Origin of the sequence: Vibrio sp. SCSIO 43097 (genome assembly GCF_023650755.1) — a bacterium.
GTDB lineage: Bacteria > Pseudomonadota > Gammaproteobacteria > Enterobacterales > Vibrionaceae > Vibrio > Vibrio alginolyticus.
The window spans coordinates 1,772,870-1,791,403 of sequence record NZ_CP071841.1 but is presented as its reverse complement, the minus strand read 5'-3'; the positions used below and the strand labels follow the sequence as shown (position 1 = coordinate 1,791,403).

The window sequence follows — 18,534 nt, the reverse complement described above, 5'->3', positions numbered from 1 at the left end:
GCATATAAATGAGTTTCTAGTTTGGAAAGATTAGCGTTTGGTTGAGCATGGCAGATCAGAATGTATCTGCCATGTCATGACGGTAGTGATTGGTGAAAAGAGACCGTACAGATGATATTTAATGCTTGTGGGTTTCATCTGACAATGTTTAGGTCGATACCAAGCCTTATGTTCTGTAAAGCACCTTGACAACATGCCAACCGAACTTGGTTTTAACTAAATGCGGCGTTAACACTTCGCCAGAAAAGCACACTTTGTCGAATTGAGGTACCATTTGACCACGGCGGAATTCACCAAGGTCACCACCGCGTTTGCCTGACGGGCAAGTTGAATACTTCTTCGCTAATGTCTGAAACTTTGCGCCTTTTTTCAGTTGCTTGATTATGTCTTCCGCTTGCTCTTTGTGCTTCACAAGAATATGTAATGCGGCTGCTGTATTTGCCATTGATCTATCTCTCACTATTCTGGTCGCGCAAGTGTACCCAATCCTTTTTAACAGACCAAACATTTCTTAATAATAGCTCAGCGGTAAAGGCCCAAATACACGAGGAATATAAAATCGTCTACATAATGAGTTTAAAATACAAACAAGTTTTGCTCAGTTAATCACTATTCTCTAAAAGATTGTCTAAAAAGCTCACATTTGTCTCTCCGATGGTTGAAGCCTTCGTCTGATAAGATTAGATTAGACACAATTCGGTGGTATTTATAAGGTTATTTTCATGGCAAAAGTCGTTAGCAAAGCGAATCAATCTCAGGGCATGTTGATGTTTAAGCTCACCCTGCAACAGAGTTTCGCTATCGGTACGCTAAAAGTCCGTGAAATCGTCCCGTACATGCCAACGACAAAGATCCCTTACTCGCATCATCACGTCATTGGAACCGTTACGATACGGAACTTAACAGTACCAGTGATCGATATGTCAGCGGCTGTTGGCTTTCGTCCTATAAGTGAAGAAGAATATAAAAGCTGCTACTTGATCGTGACAGATTGCTTGCGAACCGTGGTTGCTTTTATGGTTCGTAGTATAGAGAAGATCATTGAGTGCGATTGGAAAGCTATTGAAACGCCACCTCCGAGCGCTGGAAAAAATATTTTCGTGACTGGAATTACTCGCTACGAGGATAAAACGGTTCAAATGCTGGATGTGGAACTGCTACTTTCCAAAATTTATCCGCAGTACGAGAATTCAAAGATCCCAATGCTGACAGATATTGAGCGAGAACGCCTAAAAGCACTCAGTATTCTATTGGTGGATGACTCTTCCATCGCTCGTAAACAGCTATGTGACGCACTCGATAGCATCAATATTGGGTATCAAATCTGTAAAAATGGTTTAGATGCATTGGAACTGATGAAAAGTGACGCTGCGGCTCATCGCCCAATTGATATTCTGGTCAGCGATATTGAAATGCCCGGATTAGACGGTTATGAGTTAGCATTTGAAGTTCAGAATAATTCCTCTCTGAACCATTCATACCGCATTTTACACACATCGTTATCGAGCGAAATCTGTGTAGACAGAGCTCACCAAGTTGGCGCGCATGAGGCACTTGAGAAATTCAATGCAGGAGAACTAATCGAAGCGATGCTTCGCGGAGCAAAAGAGCTAGAAGCCAAAGCTATGACTTCTTAACTCTTATTGGACGACTTGATTTGAGAATATAATGCAGTGCTTGTCCTATCCCTGATGCTCACATCCGCTAATTTCTCAGCTCACTTCTTTGGCATCGCGTAACTACGAGAAACGAATTCCGTCTCTTTGACTTGGTGAGCATGATTAATATAAGAAGCTAGGCTGTAAAGTACATTCGCTAATAAGTTCGCGTAACGAAACAAAATAGGTGCGGGCTGCTTCTTACCTGTATGTTCAACGGCAACTAATGCTCGTACCGTTTTTTTAGCTTGGCAACGGCACAAATGCAATTGACTGGCTGCCGGGTGCCCTCCGGGTAGAACAAAGCCTTTGAAGCCGCCATCAATACGTTGCTTGAGCAAAGCATAATCGGCCTTTAACTCTTCAACTTCCGCCTCTGTAATCGCTAATTTTCCGCGAACCGAGCCATTTAGATGATAAACATTAGGCTGCATTCTTGTCAGTATATCGCGGCTAAACTCGTCCAACTCCATAGCGAGAACAAGGCCAATACGACTACAAAGTTCATCTGCTGTAATTTCAAAGTCACAAACCGGACTGTCCTCGTAAATAAACGGATAGCAAATCTCGCTCAATTCCTTACTTACAGGTTTCATGCTTTTGTTCCAATATAAAAAAGGGAGTCAGTATAACCTAACTCCCTTTAAACGTTCATTATGCCAAATGATCGACATTCATATGATCGGTTAACAATCAGGCACTTTCGACTTTCTTGTGACCTTCTTGAAGGTGAACAAAATCGACTAAATCATCACCAGACACTTGATACGCCTGACCAAAACCTTTAACAAATAGCCCCGATTCTGGCTTTAAGTTGAACAAAACGAAATCCTCTAGCTGGCTTAGACCATCAATAATCTCACCAAAACGCTCTTTCATTTGTCCAACAACTTGTTGCCACATCTCTGTGTCTCGCTCAACTACATTTGCTACCGCATCAAAAGTTAAGCGCTTACGAGCAAACAGCTGCTTTGAAGACTCTTCATCTTCGATCATCATCAATGAAACATTTGGATTTTCTAAAAGGTTACGGGCATGACGAGCGATTTTAGAAATGAGAACGAAATAACCTTCCTGGTTTTGGACATAAGGCGCGTAGCTTACATTCGGGCGACCTTCTGCATCGACAGTTGCAAGCTGAAGTGTACGACGCTCCTGACGGAACTCTTTGATCTCTGGCCCTAAACGACCTTGCAAACGCTCTTGTTTAACTTGTTGATCCATATTGATACCTGACTTTACTAATTAGTATTCGAGTTAAGCCTCGATTATGTTTGTGATTACTTTTTTAATTCGGCTTGTAGGGCGCGAAATGCGGTGACTTGCTCTTCAATCAACTCGCGCTTTTCGTTACGGCCTAAATAAATCTTGAAAATATTGCTTCCGCACTCTGAGAAAAAACCAAAATAGTGACTCTCTCTACCCATAAACGGTTTACTGACTAATGCGACATTTTTAACGTTATCTAATTTAAGGTGGCCGTGCAGTTCACCTTCTCTACCCATTAAATTGTAATAGCCACGCGCCACTTTTCCTTTTGGAAACGGCGCTTTAACTTCAAAGATAGAACCAAAAGAGTGGACGATGGTCGTCACCGGGCCAAAACCAACCAAACTTTCTAAGATGCTTTGCGCTTGCTCTCCTGGTGCAATAGCCACCATTTCCTGAGGTAGAGCCGCAACAACCTCAAACTCGGAAATGCCAAGACGCTCTGCCATCGCAGCTGGCAATAATTGTGGTTCTTGCTCTAGTAATACTTCAACTTGTTGCTTGATTGATTCCATTGTGTCTTCCGTTTTTGTTCAATTTGTTTTCATTAATTATTGGATGCTTTCGGTACGGTTTCGTTCATCTCTGACGTGAGTACCTGAATACAACTTTGAGCCAATGACACAGCCCAGAAGCTGCCTGCAAGAGTAAGGACTGCGCTACGTTCATGTAGTTGTACTAAGCCTTTCGCTTGCCACACTTTAAATAGAGGCAATAAAAACCCGAACGCGCCCTCTCCCATAAATGATGGAAGTTGATTTGCTTGAACAATGCCACAGTCAAACGCAGATTTGAGTGCAGAAAAAAGCGGTTCTAGAGGGCTTTGCTTCATCATCATCGCGATGGTGCTTTGACCTTCGTTGACCGCTTTAATATAGGTCTCTAGTGTGCGGTGTTGCATCATCCCGTAGCCACCGATATTACCTCCAGCACCACAGCCAATTGGCAATACCTCTGCATAAGTCTTGGCTAAACTATTGTATAAACTACGCTCGCGGTTATCGATTGCCCAATGGTTCACGCTAAGTTGCTTCATATGGTGTTTGGCCATAAAGTTCACACCGAGCTCGTACATTCCCGCTTTTTCTGGTGTGGTCGCAGGTGGCGGGATTTTTCCCTTTTCTACGAGGTTGAGCATGGGAGCTGACCCACCAACCACTAACTGATACAAATCCAGTCCGTGTGCGCCAGTCGAGAGGAAATCATTTAAATCTTGCTCTAACACTTCTTTGGTTTGATAAGGTAAGCCATAGAGTAAATCGATAATGACCGGAATTTTGTCTTCTTTGGCGATCTCGCTCACTCGTTTGAGGACATCTTCCCTATCATCTAAACGTTTTGCGCTGCGGCGCACTTGTGTATTAAAACTTTGCACACCAAAAGAGAAACGATTAAAACCACCCTCTAAAGCGCCTTGATACAACTCATCAGAAAAACGATTGATGCGACCTTCTAAGGTGATTTCGCAGTCTGCAGCCAAAGGAAAGTGGTCTCGGATAGCCTGGCCTAACACACGAACCTGTACTGGAGATAAATCCGTTGGCGTTCCGCCCCCGATATATACGGCGTGAAAAATACCATTTTGTGTCCAAGGTAATGCCGCTTTCTCTCTAAGCTCCTGCATTAATGCTTCAAAGTACTCATCAACCAGTGTGCGACTTGCAGCATTTTGAAAGAAGTTACAAAAAGTGCAACGAACGCGACAAAACGGAACATGAATATAAAGACAGCGTTTATTGGTCGCTTTAATTGAGTTAGCCGTAATACTCGAAAAAATCGCCTGTTGTTGAGACGAGGGCACAGGTACGCTCGCTCCCCCGGCATGTGCAGAATGCTTCTTAACAAAAGCAAATCGCAATGGATCAGGACTATCACTGCCCAACACTGATTCATCAAGCTTATCGATATCGACGCTCATATATACTCGCTTAACTCCCATCATGTAAGGGATGGAAGCTGATCTTAAAAATTCTGCAAGAATCATAATTTGAGCGTAATGATAATGCAATTGATAATTGATCTTATTTCTATTGTAAGTAATAATCTGCCCAAGTTTTCATAGTTTCCCGAGATATTCCGTGAACGTACAAAGATATGTCATTGCAGGAGGTGCTTCCCTTGCCATCCATGCCGCACTTCTTTTTGTTTCTCAAGAGACAAAGGTGTTCGCGATGCCGGCTGGAAACCCAGCAAGTTCGGTAAGTCTAAATCTTGTGTCTGCTCCTCCCGCTGTCGAAAAATCTACACCAGAAAATGTAGCGCCACCAAAAGAGCAGCCTCAAGACCAACCTGAACCAGAAAAGAAGATTGTAAAAAAACAGGTCGTCAAGAAAGACGCTGTTAAGAAGAAGGTAGTAGAGAAAAAACCAGAACCGGTTAAACAATCTAAACCTAAAACGGTCGAGCCCACCAAAACCGTAACAAAGCAAAAGGTTCAGCCCGAAGCGAAACCAAAGAAAAAAACGGAACCGGTGAAGAAAGAGACGGTAGCTCAACAATCCGCACCTGCGAGCCAATCCAAAGGGGCAACGTCTCAGCCTGTCTTGGTCGACAAACCAACGTTTGTGAGTCAACCAACACAACCCCGTTACCCAAGGTCTGCACAAAGACGCGGTATTGAAGGTGTAGCCTTGTATGAGATATGGCTAGATGAGAATGGTAACCAGATTAAACAGGTTTTGATTGAGTCTTCCGGCACAGAGTCGCTAGATGCCTCAGCACTTCGTGCGATCAAACAGTGGCAATTTACACCACATATTTCAGGTGGGCTAAAAGTCGCTCACCGAGTACAAGTACCTGTTCGTTTTAAGTTGGATGGATAATGGAACAACTACAAGAATTACAAACTCAATTTGGGCTGATGACATGGCCTTTGATCATTTGCTCAGCTCTAACCGTGATGATCATCGCCGAGCGATTATTCCATGTGTTAATTAGCCTTGGTGTAGGAAAGCGAGCCATTCGCCAAAAGCTCACAGGATTAGACCCAACAAATGGGAGCGAACTTGAAGCACTTGCTGAAGAGTTGTCGAATAAGCGGCCGCTTCTGTACCGTGGTGTTGCGATGTTGCTTGCTCATCATTCGTTTTCGAAATCTTTAAGAGAAGATGCCGCAGGTATTTGGCTGCAAGAAAAACGCCATCAGTTGCATTCCGGCCTTCGTTTGCTGACGCTGATTGGCGTCATCAGCCCTTTAATTGGCTTGCTTGGTACGGTACTTGGCTTAATTGACATGTTTAAAGGCATCGCGGTTTCAACGGGGAATATCACTCCGAATGATTTAGCTGACGGCCTAGGTCTTGCTATGCGCACCACTGCCGCGGGTCTCATTATCGCACTTCCTGCCATTTCAGGAGCGCAGATCATTGGTTTGTGGGCGGATCGTGTAATCGCCAAGCTTGAGCACACTTTAAACTACGTCAACTTATGGCTTGAAGGTATCTCGTTACAGCATGTCTCGCCAGACCACTCAAAAGTAACACTGCGCTCTTCTGAGAAGATTGAGGCTGCAACTCAATGATTAAAACACCACAAGAAAATAGTCGTAACGGTTTAACCCCCGATTTAACACCGCTGTTAGACATTATTTTTATCGTCATGGTTTTCCTGATGTTAACCGCAGCGGTCAAACTCGATTCATTAGACGTCAATTTACCGAGCACAGAATCTCAGGCTGTTGCAGATGTCGATAAGCAATCCATCACGGTAAATATTCTTAAAGACGAGCCTTACTGGGCTATTAACGGCAAGACATATATCGATTGGGACAACTTTACCCTCGCGCTGTTAGAAGAGAGTAAGTCAAGCGATAAACCGATTGTAATTGGAGCAGAAAAAACCGCGAATATTCAGTCGCTAGTACAACTTCTCGGCTTTTTACAAGAAAACGGAATTCAAGCAACTCAGTTACTCACTGAAGAGCCATCATAAAAATAAGTAAGATAGAGATCCTTTCAAAATGAAGAACACACGCATCACTATTCATGCTGTTGTCACGGCAGCTATTTCCCTACTTGCGAGTAGTCAACTTTTTGCCAATGAAACGCCATCCTCAGAGCGCGTTGTTAGCGCAGGCAGCGCCGTCACTGAACTCTTGCTTGAACTCGACGCTAAAGATAGCTTGGTTGCTATCGACGTCACCAGTCAATTACCAAAAGGGATGGAACTGCCTAAAGTGGGCTACCATCGTCGTCTTTCAGCGGAGGGGTTGCTCGCCTTACGTCCGACAAAAGTCATTGGTTCTGATGAGATGGGGCCGAAAACAACATTGAGCCAATTGAAATCGGCTGGCGTAGATGTAGAAATTGTTAATACTGATGCAAATGTCGAGGGCCTTTATCAACGTATTGATCAAATTGCGAACCTTATGGATCGCAAGGCTCAAGCTGAAAGCTTAAAGCAAGATGTCCAGGCGCAAGTACAAGCACTCAATGCAAACCAACCTGATCAAGCGAAGAAAAAGAAAGTGCTCTTTCTGCTGATCCATGAAGGGCGACCTGCAAATGTTGCGGGCTCACAAACGACACCCGATGCAATTATTCAACTCGCCGGCGGACAAAACCCAGCCGCTACACAACTCTCGTCTTACAAGCCTCTATCCACAGAAGCGATGGTAGAGATGCAGCCTGACGTGATTCTTGTTAGCGGTCGCAGCTATGAAACGTTGGGTGGTGCCGATGCAATTTTAAAAGCAATGCCGCTTCTTGCTGCAACACCCGCTGGAAAGAACAAAGACATCATAACGATTGATGGCCATGCTCTGGTAGGTGGTTTGGGCCTTAAAAGCCTTGCAGAAGCTAAACGCTTGAATGCACTGCTTTACCCATAGAGACATGACATGTTGTTAAGACGCATCCCCCTTTCAACGACGTTATCAGTGCTTAGTGGATTTTTAGCATTTATTGCTATCGCCTCTATTACCGTTGGCCCAATGAACATTAGCTTTGCTGACAGTTTGCGTAGCCTAACGGGAGGCAGTTCTGATCTCGCTCCTCACATTCAGTTGGTCATTAACGAAATCCGATTGCCTCGCACCATTTTGTGTATGTTCATCGGCGCCATTTTGGCAATTTGTGGTGTGGTTATGCAGGGCTTGTTCCGTAACCCATTAGCCGAGCCTGGTATCATTGGTGTGTCTGCTGGCGCTGCTCTTGGTGGTGCATTCGCTATTGTTGTATTTGCTGAATTTAGCCAAAACTATCCGCAACTAATGAACTTAGCGGCTCTGCCTCTTTTTGCTTTCCTTGGAGGTGCACTAACGACTATTCTCGTTTATAAACTCGGCACAAGTAAGTTTGGTACCTCAGTTACAATTATGTTGTTAGCCGGCGTTGCCATCAGCGCGCTCTCGGGGGCTGCGATTGGCTACATGAACTTTATCGCAGATGATCAGATGCTGCGAGATTTGACGCTTTGGTCGATGGGCTCATTAGCTGGTGCAAATTGGTCAGGGATTGCTCTATCTGCTATAACACTCGTCATCCTATTGCTCTGGTTTCAGAAGAAGTCGATGGCGCTGAATGCTCTGTTGTTAGGGGAATCAGAAGCAAGACACTTAGGAGTTCCGGTTCAAAAACTCAAACGTCAGCTTATTTTACTTTCTGCACTGGGTGTTGGTATTACGGTGAGCATCAGTGGTGCAATTGGCTTTATTGGGCTCGTGATTCCTCACTTAGGGCGCATGCTCGCTGGGCCTGACCATCGAACGCTATTACCAATATCTGCCTTAATGGGAGCACTGCTTCTTACTGCCGCAGATATGTTTGCTCGTGTTGCCGTGGCACCAGCTGAATTACCAGTTGGAATCGTGACCGCATTGATTGGCGCGCCCTTTTTCATCTACTTATTGTTCCAGCAAAAAGGGAAGATTTTGTAATGAACCAGATCGTTTTATCGGGGAAAAACATTTCGATGACGTATGGCAACCGTGTGGTGCTCGATGACATCAACATTGATATCCGAGCTGGTGAAGTGACCGCCCTACTCGGCCCCAATGGCGCAGGTAAAAGTACTTTGCTCAAGCTTCTATGCGGTGAGATCTCTTCGAATCATCACATCACCTACTTCGGTAAACAAAAGCATGATTGGGAGCCTGAAAAAAGCGCCAAACATATTGCAATGCTCCCGCAGCACAGCACCTTAACCTTCCCATTTCTAGCCAGAGAAGTCGTAGAGCTGGGGGCAATACCGCTATCACTGTCCAATAAAGAAACCACTAAACTGGCTTTACATTACATGGAACAAACCGACGTATTGCATTTAGCAGAAAGCCTGTACCCGTCTTTATCTGGTGGAGAAAAGCAACGACTGCATCTAGCACGAGTGATGACACAACTACATCAATCTGGCGAAAAACGAATCTTAATGCTTGATGAACCTACCTCAGCGTTGGATCTCGCCCATCAACACAACACGTTAAAAATTGCTCGTGAAACGGCAAAAGCACAGAACGCTGCGGTGGTTGTGGTGTTACATGACTTGAATCTAGCCTCTCAGTACGCAGACCGCCTTGTACTCTTGCATAACGGGAAACTAGTTTGTGATGACACGCCATGGAATGCACTAACGTCAGAGCGCATTGAGCAAGTTTATGGCTATCGCTCTATTGTGACAAAACATCCGACGCTAGACTTCCCTCAAGTGCATGCCGCAGCATAAAGCGTATCTCCTCTAAGCCGTCTCGAAAACACTTTGATACGACAAAGGCCCGCAATATGAGAGTTGCGGGCCTTTGCTTTAATAGTGGCAGAATTTGTTGCTTTAAAGGCTATTACTTGCTCATTTGGATCAATGAACGACCAATCAACCACTCAAGCTCTTTGTCACCACCCGCACCAAACTGGCTTTCAACCATTTTGTATAAGCGGTCAATACCATTAGCAGCAAATTCTTGCGCATTTTCAGCGGTGACAATGTGATGGAATAGCAGTCGTAAAATCGCGAGGAACTCAGCATCTTCCAGCGCTTTAATCCAACTTTGTGAAAATGCATTTAATCCTTTATCAAACTCTAAGTGTTCAATAAACATTTTAAAGATACGGCCATCCAGTGCGGCGGTGAAGTCCGTTTTCTTAGGGAAGTGATGGCTAATACCGGTACGCGATATACCTGTCTGCTGGCTTAGCGTCGTGTACGACATTTTGTCGTAACCTAATCTGAGTAGCTGATCAATAACGGCATCCATGATCTTTTGGATAGTGATTTCGGTATCTTCTTTACTACGCTTTGGCATATTTTAAGCTCTTCTCTTTGTAAATCCATCTAACTCACTATTAAATGAGGCCAGAATGAAATCATTCTTAGCATTATACCCGGCTCGCCGATGCGGTTCGATTAGCGAAAACCTAGAAATCAGGTTGCTAAGCGCTGCACTTGAAAGCGCTTTGGGTATATGTATTGCGACTATTTAATATCATGTCGAGTTCCAAACCATAACGTCTTTACACTGCGTAATGTGTAATTTTCAGTTATGTTTTTGTCAATACATGCTACTCAAAATAAGGCGAAAAGTTAGTCTCATCAAAACCTTGCGCCAATTATTCATCGAAACTATTCAAAGACCAAGAATGATAATTATTAAAAATAATCAATCAAGAAATAGTCTTATAAATTAACCATTAGTTCAACTGGACTGAGCAAAATCTCGTCACTATGTTCGTTAATTGATTTTAAATGTTGATATATATCACATTAACGTTCTTGATGATTTAGTAATCCAATCTTTAACCCTTACTTAACAAGTGCCTATTCTGTTCCTTTTTTAAACAAAAGTCGTCATTTTTGTAGATACAGATCAAATACCTGATAGAATACCCTTAGTATTTACAAGAGGATTCGTTATGAGTGTCGAATTAGAAAAAAACCAAGTATGTGAGGCCTGCGGCTGTGCTGGCGAGATTGGCTTTATCATCAAAGAAGGTGACGAAGTTGCCGACGTAACGGTTTTCGCACAGACAAAAACAGAGCTAGAGTCTGAACTACAAAAATACATCGAGCTCGCTAAATCAGTATGTGTTGATGTTGAATACAATGTTTCAGAAATAACCGAAGAATCGAACCAAGCGACGGCTCGATTCAAATTTGAAGTAAGTGCTGAAAAACTTATCTTTGAATTAAAAACTCGCTCACTCGCGCGTTAATGAAAAAAGCGAGCATGATGCTCGCTTTTTATTTTTCCAATCTCTTAATCTTAAACCGCTCTAAATGAAACAGACAACTTCGGCGCGTTTATTTATCTTTTTTGAACACGACCCACTTTAACGAGCCATTGGTTTCAAAATCGTTCTCAGCGGTACACATCAGTAATACGCCTTCAACATTAATCACGGCCCCTGTGCTGTAGGCTTTATCATCGTAGTAACAGATATGCTGACCTACCTTACCGTCAGCAACTATTAGCGCTTTGTTTTCTGGTGTACTGTATGATTTAGCAAAAACGGAACCCGACAGCAGTACTGCAAAAACACCAGCGGTAAAAATAGATACACTTTTTAACTTCATGAAAATCTCCCTCAAACCTCAATAATACTAACAAGGACCCTTGTGAAGTTCTTGGAAGAATCTCATATTATTCAAATATCTACTGATATTTTTCTCACCTCTACGCTTGAATCTGCTTCACATTCAATCATTTAATTTATCTCATTTTAGTAAGCTTGAAGTTACTTAGCGCAGTAAAGAAGCGCACACTTTTAGCGTGCATCTCTAATTTGAATATTTAAGTTATGAATCAAAAACTGTGAGCAAAAAATGCATAATAGGTTTATTTAAGTATAAGATAAGCACCTGTTGATCTCGGTATTTAACTAACTCTTTGACTATGCGTTTTGTTTCCCTATGCCTTACTTCAATCCTGCTCTGCTCGTCTCCTTTGGCATATGAGCTAGATTACTATTCTAAGTTTGGTCACATCGATAATTACGGCAATCTTGATCTTAGAAACAAGCCTTATACCCAACTACCCTCTGGCCTAGTGGTAAAGGGCAACTTAAACATCTCACAAACCCCTATCAAAACCTTGCCTAAAGGGCTTGATGTTGAAGGCAGTCTGGAAGCAACTAACAGCGCACTCAAAGTTATTCGCTCAGGAACAAAGATAAAAGGCTATGCAAACCTACTAGGTAGTAAGATCGAAAACTGGCCTAAAGGCATCAGACTAGGCGGTTACCTAAATCTGACAGATACACCGTTAAAAGCGCTTCCAGCTAAACTTCGAGTAAAAGGTGATCTAAGTGTTATTCGCACTCCCATTTCTGAACTTCCTGAAGGATTGGTGGTTGATGGTAATCTTTATATTGGAGGATCAGCGCTGAAAGTATTTCCAGACACAATGACGGTGAAAGGGAATATCTATTTAGGTGGTAACAGGATCACCAAATGGCCTAGCAATTTAACCCTTGGTGGCGCCGTCGCACCTTAAAGAGCAGATAAACAAAAGCCCCGGCAGACCGAGGCTTTAAGGCATTCTGAATCAACAGAGTTCAGTGACGAAAGTTACTCTTGGTTATTCACAGGATTGGCATAGCTCGCCACCAAATAAGGTCTTGCGCCTTCAGGTAGCTGATCCAACTTATCCGCGAGATGACGCTTAACTGCTTCCGTAATGATGCTCGAATCTTCATGCCCAGCAGCTAACAAGTTGATTGGGTACAACTTGTAGTTGTTGTGAATTTGGCGGTCGATTTCACCAGCAAGAGATTCCGGCGTTTCAAACTCTTGCTCAATCACATCACCAAACGCAACATGTACACGGCCTTTATAGCCAACGATACCTTGAATGATGCTTTCGATATCTTCAAATTCGCCTTTTTCATAGCGGCCATTTTCTGCTTTTTCGTACAGCTCTTTTGCTTTGGCAATGTCACATGGATCATTTTCATAGGAAATCGAGACAGGAACGATTTTCAGAGAACGCGTGTACTCACCAAAGCTGATCTTTTGTTTACGACCTTCAACATGGAACATTTTTAAAATCGCAGGATCAGTAAAGTCGTTTCCATCTTTAGCACGGCCTTCCTTTTGGGCAATCCAAATTGAATTGCCAGTATCAAGCGAATGTTTGATATAGCTTGAAAGTTGTCCCAATGCTTTCATCATTTCTCTAGGCGCTTTAGCAGAGCGCTTAACGATGAAGCTCTTATTGAGTCGCATCAATTCTGTCGCACATGGCTTCTTCAGCAGGTTATCGCCAATCGCTATACGAACTGTACGGTGCCCACTTTGGTACAAGCCATAATTTACGAGCGCAGGGTCCATCGCAATATCACGGTGGTTAGAAACGAATAGGTATGACGTGTTTTTATCCAGCTTATCCAAACCAGAAAAAGTGACGCCATCCGTTGTCTTATTCAATGTATCTTTCAGATACTTCTTCACTTCAATCTGAATTGCTTCGACAGAATCAAGCTTGCTCCACTTGGCTTTCAGGTAGATGCGCAGGATCGGGCTCATTAGCGTTTTGAACCACGCTGCTTTATTAGCAAAGCGATGTTCTAGGATAGCAGTGATAAATTCATCATCTTGGATTAGACGATCCAGCGCTGCTGGAATTTCTTCGTCGTTGTAAGGACGAATTTCAATATAAGGATCGGTATTGGCTGTCATTGTTCATTACATATCAAAAAAAGCTGGCACATTTTACGCATAGTTTTGCTGACAAGCAGCATTTCAACCCATACTTTTAACATGGTCATACCAGTTAAGCCACCATTTATCATGCTAAAAAATTCTCTCAGCAGGTTGGAATCGTATGGGTTTAACGTTACCCTTAGCGCCAAAAAACACTGGTACTCATAATGAACTACGCAATTGAATTTCACGACGCTAAATACCCCTTTCTTGATGTAGCTGCGCGTAAAAAAGCACTGAAGCACAGTCTATTGTCTGTCATCGAAGGGTTAGCCGTCATTAAATTGGGTAAGCAGGAGTATGCCATTGAACCAGGCCAATATTTTTGGATTCCTCAAGGATGTTTGAGCTCCCTCACCTTTTTACCTAATTCTCGTGTATATCGTTGTGATTTTTCTGTGCGTTTAAATGACGACTTCTCACAACAGGCGGGCTTTGTGAAGCCTTCACCGCTACTAAAAGCGCTCGTCGAGAAGCTAGCAACAACAGCCGAACGCTCGGATCTGCAAACCGATCTACTGACAGTAGTAAGGCATGAAGTATTGACGCTGTCTCCTAAACTAGCGCACTCAACATTAACAAGAACCATCAATCAGTGGACACCTGGCTGTGACATGAATATTTCTAAAGAGCTTTGCTTGGTACTAACACTACGTGAAGCAAGAAAAATGAAACTGTCGGGGAAGAAGGAAGAGCAGATTGTTGACTCTCTTTTTGCTGGTAACACCGAAGAATATGAACAGCTTTGCTTTTTAGTCTTTGGAGAAGCGCTATAACTTGCTCTTTAACAAGCTACGTTTTCAGCATTACGTAGAGTTACGGATACAGAAAGTAGAGATTCAAGTAAAAACAAAAAGGGCGTACATTGATAATGTACGCCCTTTTTTCATTTGCTTGAGGTGTCTAGAAAGGTACTTCTATCTGCATCATCCAGTCAGCGTCATAATATTCGTGCCAACGATAATCAAACCGCATTCTTGGCTGTCCGTCGGATTTATCACCAAAACCAACGCTGAACATCAACCCGTGACTACGAAGCCACTCTTCTGTATCCATTTTACTCTCTTCGTCTCGGAGCTCTTCCGGCATCCAAAAACCAAGACCAAAGTAATTCTTTTCTAAGTTTTGAGTTAGAAGTGGGGTGTCTTCCGGCTTAATCGCCCACTCCTCCCAATAGTTTTCTGTTGGTCCTTCAAGCTTCGCTTCCGCTGCATACCAAATCAATGCTTCAGTACTTAACACGCCGATGGAATCTAAAATTTCTTCACAGATTGGAAGCGTGTTATCTTCAAACACCACGGAACGATCAGAAAAATAGTTACACGCGGAATGAGCTTGTGTCACCACAAGCAGCGCACATGCACTAAATAAAACTACTCTGACCATGAAAATCTGACCTCTCAGTTCCCAGACAATGTTTCTCTGTATAAGCCTTTACTAAGTAATAAATCACGTACGGAAGGTGTTGTATAGGCGCCGATCTCTTCACCCTCGGCCAATGCTTTGCGAATATCTGTGCTTCTGACTTTTACTTTTTCAGGACATGCCATAACAGTCCAACGTTCCGTAATCTCTTCAGCTCTACTAAATTTAGCAAATTTGAAGAAATTATCAGGACCAATGACAAAAGTTATATCGGCAGTTGGGTAAATTTCTTGAATTTTTTCTAACAACGCATAGGTCGTCACACTTTGTCCAGGTTGGTATAAAGCTTGCTCTGCATCAGAACGCTGAACATTAGAAAGCCCCATATCCTTGATGAACGCGTCAACCATTTTGCACCGAGTTGGGTAATCAAGCATGTTCTTGCCCCAAGCGTGTGCAATGCTTGGCTCAAGTAACACAAGATCAAAGTGGCTCAAAGACTCAATAACACTTTTATGCCCTAAACTAGGTGGGTTAAATGCACTACCAAAAATGGCGATTTTTTTCATATCCGGTGATTACCTGGTTGAAGAGAGTTTTCTAATCTGATGATTTCGGTATGATACTACTAATCTTTACAGCTTTTGACCCTAAAGTCGCGTTTAATGAGCCTCAACTGTATGGTTTATCACCATTTGAGCAAATGTGCTTTAGAGTCTGAAATATTTGCAGGAAAAGGAACCCTAAATGGAACAATCCATCCGTGACGAAATGCGCGTACTCCCTTCAATTGATCCGCATTTTGAAATTGAACGCCGTGTCGCTTTTATTAAGCGTAAATTGCAAGAAGCGGGCTGTAAGTCTCTTGTTCTTGGCATCAGCGGTGGCGTTGACTCAACGACATGTGGTCGTTTAGCTCAGTTGGCTGTAGACCAGCTGAACGAAGAAGCGGGCAACAATAGCTACCAATTTATCGCAGTTCGCCTGCCTTATGGGGAGCAAAAAGATGAAGATGAGGCTCAGCTCGCTCTGTCTTTTATCCAGCCAACCCATTCTGTATCGGTGAACATCAAAGCAGGTGTTGACGGGCTTCATTCGGCTTCTCACGTTGCATTAGAAGGCACAGATCTTCTACCAACTGATGCAGCAAAAGTCGACTTCGTAAAAGGCAATGTAAAAGCGCGTGCTCGCATGGTTGCTCAATACGAGATCGCGGGCTACGTAGGCGGCCTTGTTCTTGGTACTGATCACTCAGCAGAAAACATCACTGGTTTCTACACTAAATTTGGTGATGGCGCTTGTGACATGGCACCATTGTTCGGATTAAGTAAGCGCCAAGTTCGTGAAGTAGCTGCTACATTGGGTGCACCTGAGCAACTAGTTAAGAAAGTGCCAACAGCAGACTTAGAAGAGCTTGCTCCACAAAAAGCAGATGAAGATGCCCTAAGCCTAACTTACGAGCAAATCGACGACTTCTTAGAGGGCAAACCTGTTCCACAGCAAGTGAGTGACCGTCTGGTAGCGATTTACAAAGCAACGCAGCACAAACGCCAGCCAATCCCGACGATTTACGACTAAGCGATATTTTCAGCTCTCTTTAAAACTCAAAACGCTGCTAAAAATAGCAGCGTTTTTTTGTCTAGGAACAGTTTTTGTCGAAGGACAAAATTGCTCTCGCCTAGTTGGTTACTGTTACGTCCGTCTCTGGCACAGCACAACACGCCAATACGGTTCCCATTGCACGTTCCTCATCTGTCAACGCAGGCACGTCCGGATGATGTACTTGACCCGACGTAAGCTGAACCTTACACGCGCCGCATAAGCCAGCACGACAGCTATTGCTAACAACCTTCCTTGCGTCTTCAAGCTGATCTAACAACGTTTTCTGATTATTCCCTACAACTTTCGTCCCATTGAAATCGATCGCTATGCTCTTCTCTGGTCTTGAAGTGACTGAAGATACGCCAAACGCTTCTTGATGGTAGTTTTCTTCTGGCAGCCCTTTTCTTAGCAGGAGATTTTTCGCTTTCTCCATAAAACCATCAGGACCACACACAAACACTTGGCGCTGTTCAACATCTTTGATTTGCTTAATGTGTGACAAACTTAAACGCCCTTTCAAACCAAACCAATCAACAGCAGGTTGCGTTAAACAGACTTTTACTTCTAGCCCTGGGTGCTCACGCTTTAACTGCTCCAACTCTGAGCGACAAGGAATATCATTCTCGGTGCGACATTGATGGTAGAAAACCACATTATCCAACTGATTGTGATCCGCTAAGTAACGCACCATTGATAACATTGGTGTTACTCCGCTACCCGCAGAGAGTAACAGCAGAGGCTGCGCTTCATGCGTTTTAAGGTGGAACTGACCGTCAGGTTGTTCTGCCTCTAAAACATCACCGACTTGTAAGTTGTCTAAGAGTGAGTTAGAGACTCTTCCGCCCGCGATACGCTTTACAGAAATAGCATAACGACCCGGGCGAGAAGGACTGGATGATAAGGTATAGCGTCGACCCACTTTCTTACCATCAATATTCACCTCTATTGGCAGGTGTTGTCCTGGCAAGTAATTAGGCAACGAGCCTTTGTTTGGCTCTAACCATAAGGTCACAAAGTCTTGGGCAATTTCTTCACGCTCAACACATGTAAGCTTCATGCGCACTGGCGAGTTATCTGCGTAAAACTCCGGCTCTTTGTACTCCAATACTTCAACTTTATCGCCTTGACGAATAATGCCTTCATTTCGCGCGACAAGATTCTGGCCAAAGAACACACCACCGACATCGTTTGCACGGAACTGTTGCAAGGTTTTGAGCGGCTCTTTGCTCTCACGGAATGTGCCTCTTTGGGTATTCACCGTAGTCAGGATACAGCGCTCGCAAGGTTTGAGAGACTCAAACTCTACCTCACCGATTCGTATGCGCTTCCATGAATCTTCTTCAAATGGTTTAGTATCAGAGACAACTAAGTTAGTACGAAACTGACCCATTGAGTGTAGTTCTGAACTTCTTCGGTTCAGCTCATCAAGTGAAGCTTGACTGATCACTAAAACCGGATAACCATCAGCAAAACTGACGTTTTGACCTAGCTTTTCACGGACACGATTCGATTGCTCACCACTAAATAACAACTCAACGCGCAGCCCCAAAACACGACTAAACCAGTCATCTGCATCATCTGTCGTGGTATAGGCAGTAAATGTATCTTTCCAAACCGTTGCAGGTGTCTCCTGCATTTTGAAATCTTGGTAACGGATTTTAAGTGGCTCCATACCCAAACTACTAAACACCACTCCATCGGACAATAGGGCAGACTTAATGGTTACCATTTGCGGATACTTTCGCGCGGTGATCATCGAGCCATCAGCTTTCGCAATCATAAAGCGACGATCGAAGCTCAATCCTTGCTTCTCAACCCATACGGACGACAGCGATAAACCGCCAACTGACTTAACCGGAAAAACATTAATTTGGGATAAAACGGGTTGCGACATGGCCTTCTTCCTACGGGTGTTTTTTATTTGTTGCGGTATTGTATACTCAAATCACATTAAGTTGCAGAGTCTACTGCCTCTTCATCCATCGCAACTTTCTCGAAACCATATTCTTATAAA

General features: G+C 43.5%; 22 protein-coding genes. 11 read left to right on the top strand and 11 right to left on the bottom strand.

Annotated features, from left to right (window positions below; translation table 11 throughout):
- Positions 1-166 precede the first annotated feature (166 nt).
- Positions 167-508 carry a peptidylprolyl isomerase PpiC gene (ppiC, locus tag J4N40_RS24400; protein ID WP_080276970.1) on the bottom strand — a complete coding sequence of 114 codons (342 nt, stop codon included), beginning with the start codon at positions 506-508 and terminating at the stop codon, positions 167-169.
- Between the two features lie 214 nt (positions 509-722).
- Here ppiC and J4N40_RS24395 point away from each other — a divergent pair, with 214 nt between their 5' ends.
- Positions 723-1,637 carry a chemotaxis protein gene (locus J4N40_RS24395; protein WP_005385059.1) on the top strand — a complete coding sequence of 305 codons (915 nt, stop codon included), beginning with the start codon at positions 723-725 and terminating at the stop codon, positions 1,635-1,637.
- Positions 1,638-1,717: 80 nt separating this feature from the next.
- Here J4N40_RS24395 and J4N40_RS24390 read toward each other — a convergent pair whose 3' ends face one another.
- The 4 genes from J4N40_RS24390 to hutW form a co-directional block, all read right to left on the bottom strand.
- Positions 1,718-2,254, bottom strand: coding sequence for an ATP:cob(I)alamin adenosyltransferase (locus J4N40_RS24390; protein WP_115386758.1), 537 nt, complete (start codon positions 2,252-2,254; stop codon positions 1,718-1,720).
- A gap of 97 nt (positions 2,255-2,351) precedes the next feature.
- Positions 2,352-2,882, bottom strand: a complete 531-nt coding sequence (gene hutZ / locus J4N40_RS24385; protein WP_005375331.1) for a heme utilization protein HutZ — start codon at positions 2,880-2,882, stop codon at positions 2,352-2,354.
- 56 nt (positions 2,883-2,938) lie between these two features.
- Positions 2,939-3,442 (bottom strand): heme utilization cystosolic carrier protein HutX, encoded by a 504-nt coding sequence (hutX, locus tag J4N40_RS24380; RefSeq protein ID WP_005375329.1) that lies wholly within the window; start codon positions 3,440-3,442, stop codon positions 2,939-2,941.
- Between the two features lie 32 nt (positions 3,443-3,474).
- On the bottom strand, positions 3,475-4,845 hold the full coding sequence (hutW, locus tag J4N40_RS24375; RefSeq protein ID WP_115386759.1) for a heme anaerobic degradation radical SAM methyltransferase ChuW/HutW: 1,371 nt from the start codon (positions 4,843-4,845) through the stop codon (positions 3,475-3,477).
- Between the two features lie 160 nt (positions 4,846-5,005).
- Between hutW and J4N40_RS24370 the strand changes: the two genes are divergently transcribed.
- From J4N40_RS24370 to J4N40_RS24345, 6 genes are read left to right on the top strand one after another with little or no spacing between them, the layout of a single operon-like run.
- Entirely contained in the window at positions 5,006-5,749 is a 744-nt protein-coding gene (locus tag J4N40_RS24370; protein ID WP_021707650.1) for an energy transducer TonB, read from the top strand.
- A complete protein-coding gene (locus tag J4N40_RS24365) occupies positions 5,749-6,447 on the top strand; it encodes a MotA/TolQ/ExbB proton channel family protein (RefSeq protein ID WP_005385044.1) in 699 nt (232 codons plus the stop codon). The genes J4N40_RS24370 and J4N40_RS24365 overlap by 1 nt, the downstream gene beginning before the upstream one ends.
- Positions 6,444-6,857 carry an ExbD/TolR family protein gene (locus J4N40_RS24360; protein ID WP_005375322.1) on the top strand — a complete coding sequence of 138 codons (414 nt, stop codon included), beginning with the start codon at positions 6,444-6,446 and terminating at the stop codon, positions 6,855-6,857. The genes J4N40_RS24365 and J4N40_RS24360 overlap by 4 nt, the downstream gene beginning before the upstream one ends.
- A 28-nt stretch (positions 6,858-6,885) precedes the next feature.
- Entirely contained in the window at positions 6,886-7,755 is an 870-nt protein-coding gene (locus tag J4N40_RS24355; RefSeq protein WP_005375320.1) for a heme/hemin ABC transporter substrate-binding protein, read from the top strand.
- A 9-nt stretch (positions 7,756-7,764) separates the two neighbouring features.
- Positions 7,765-8,802, top strand: coding sequence for a FecCD family ABC transporter permease (locus J4N40_RS24350; protein WP_053350537.1), 1,038 nt, complete (start codon positions 7,765-7,767; stop codon positions 8,800-8,802).
- Positions 8,802-9,584, top strand: coding sequence for a heme ABC transporter ATP-binding protein (locus J4N40_RS24345; protein ID WP_005385036.1), 783 nt, complete (start codon positions 8,802-8,804; stop codon positions 9,582-9,584). Before J4N40_RS24350 ends, J4N40_RS24345 begins: the two co-directional genes overlap by 1 nt.
- Positions 9,585-9,696: 112 nt before the next feature.
- On the opposite strand, the gene J4N40_RS24340 is transcribed toward J4N40_RS24345, so the two are convergent.
- Positions 9,697-10,158, bottom strand: a complete 462-nt coding sequence (locus J4N40_RS24340; protein WP_005385033.1) for a TetR/AcrR family transcriptional regulator — start codon at positions 10,156-10,158, stop codon at positions 9,697-9,699.
- Between the two features lie 607 nt (positions 10,159-10,765).
- Between J4N40_RS24340 and J4N40_RS24335 the strand changes: the two genes are divergently transcribed.
- Entirely contained in the window at positions 10,766-11,065 is a 300-nt protein-coding gene (locus J4N40_RS24335; protein WP_042521564.1) for a YfcZ/YiiS family protein, read from the top strand.
- Positions 11,066-11,153: 88 nt separating this feature from the next.
- Here J4N40_RS24335 and J4N40_RS24330 read toward each other — a convergent pair whose 3' ends face one another.
- Positions 11,154-11,426 carry a YnjH family protein gene (locus J4N40_RS24330; RefSeq protein WP_047101743.1) on the bottom strand — a complete coding sequence of 91 codons (273 nt, stop codon included), beginning with the start codon at positions 11,424-11,426 and terminating at the stop codon, positions 11,154-11,156.
- A gap of 319 nt (positions 11,427-11,745) precedes the next feature.
- Here J4N40_RS24330 and J4N40_RS24325 point away from each other — a divergent pair, with 319 nt between their 5' ends.
- Entirely contained in the window at positions 11,746-12,345 is a 600-nt protein-coding gene (locus J4N40_RS24325) for a leucine-rich repeat domain-containing protein (protein WP_250654574.1), read from the top strand.
- A gap of 74 nt (positions 12,346-12,419) precedes the next feature.
- On the opposite strand, the gene J4N40_RS24320 is transcribed toward J4N40_RS24325, so the two are convergent.
- On the bottom strand, positions 12,420-13,529 hold the full coding sequence (locus tag J4N40_RS24320; protein WP_053350090.1) for a 1-acyl-sn-glycerol-3-phosphate acyltransferase: 1,110 nt from the start codon (positions 13,527-13,529) through the stop codon (positions 12,420-12,422).
- Between the two features lie 191 nt (positions 13,530-13,720).
- On the opposite strand from J4N40_RS24320, the gene J4N40_RS24315 reads away from it, so the two are divergent.
- Positions 13,721-14,329, top strand: coding sequence for a cupin domain-containing protein (locus J4N40_RS24315; protein WP_005375302.1), 609 nt, complete (start codon positions 13,721-13,723; stop codon positions 14,327-14,329).
- Positions 14,330-14,456: 127 nt separating this feature from the next.
- Here J4N40_RS24315 and J4N40_RS24310 read toward each other — a convergent pair whose 3' ends face one another.
- Entirely contained in the window at positions 14,457-14,939 is a 483-nt protein-coding gene (locus J4N40_RS24310; protein WP_017635276.1) for a hypothetical protein, read from the bottom strand.
- Positions 14,940-14,953: 14 nt separating this feature from the next.
- The gene (locus J4N40_RS24305) at positions 14,954-15,487 is read right to left on the bottom strand and encodes a nicotinate-nicotinamide nucleotide adenylyltransferase (RefSeq protein WP_005375300.1); all 534 of its coding nucleotides are present in this window, start codon (positions 15,485-15,487) and stop codon (positions 14,954-14,956) included.
- 178 nt (positions 15,488-15,665) lie between these two features.
- On the opposite strand from J4N40_RS24305, the gene nadE reads away from it, so the two are divergent.
- Positions 15,666-16,496: an NAD(+) synthase gene (gene nadE / locus J4N40_RS24300; RefSeq protein ID WP_005375299.1), complete on the top strand. Its 831-nt coding sequence runs from the start codon at positions 15,666-15,668 to the stop codon at positions 16,494-16,496.
- Positions 16,497-16,596: 100 nt separating this feature from the next.
- Here the strand turns inward: nadE and J4N40_RS24295 are convergent, their stop codons facing one another.
- Entirely contained in the window at positions 16,597-18,414 is a 1,818-nt protein-coding gene (locus J4N40_RS24295; protein WP_171345490.1) for a hybrid-cluster NAD(P)-dependent oxidoreductase, read from the bottom strand.
- Positions 18,415-18,534 lie beyond the last annotated feature (120 nt).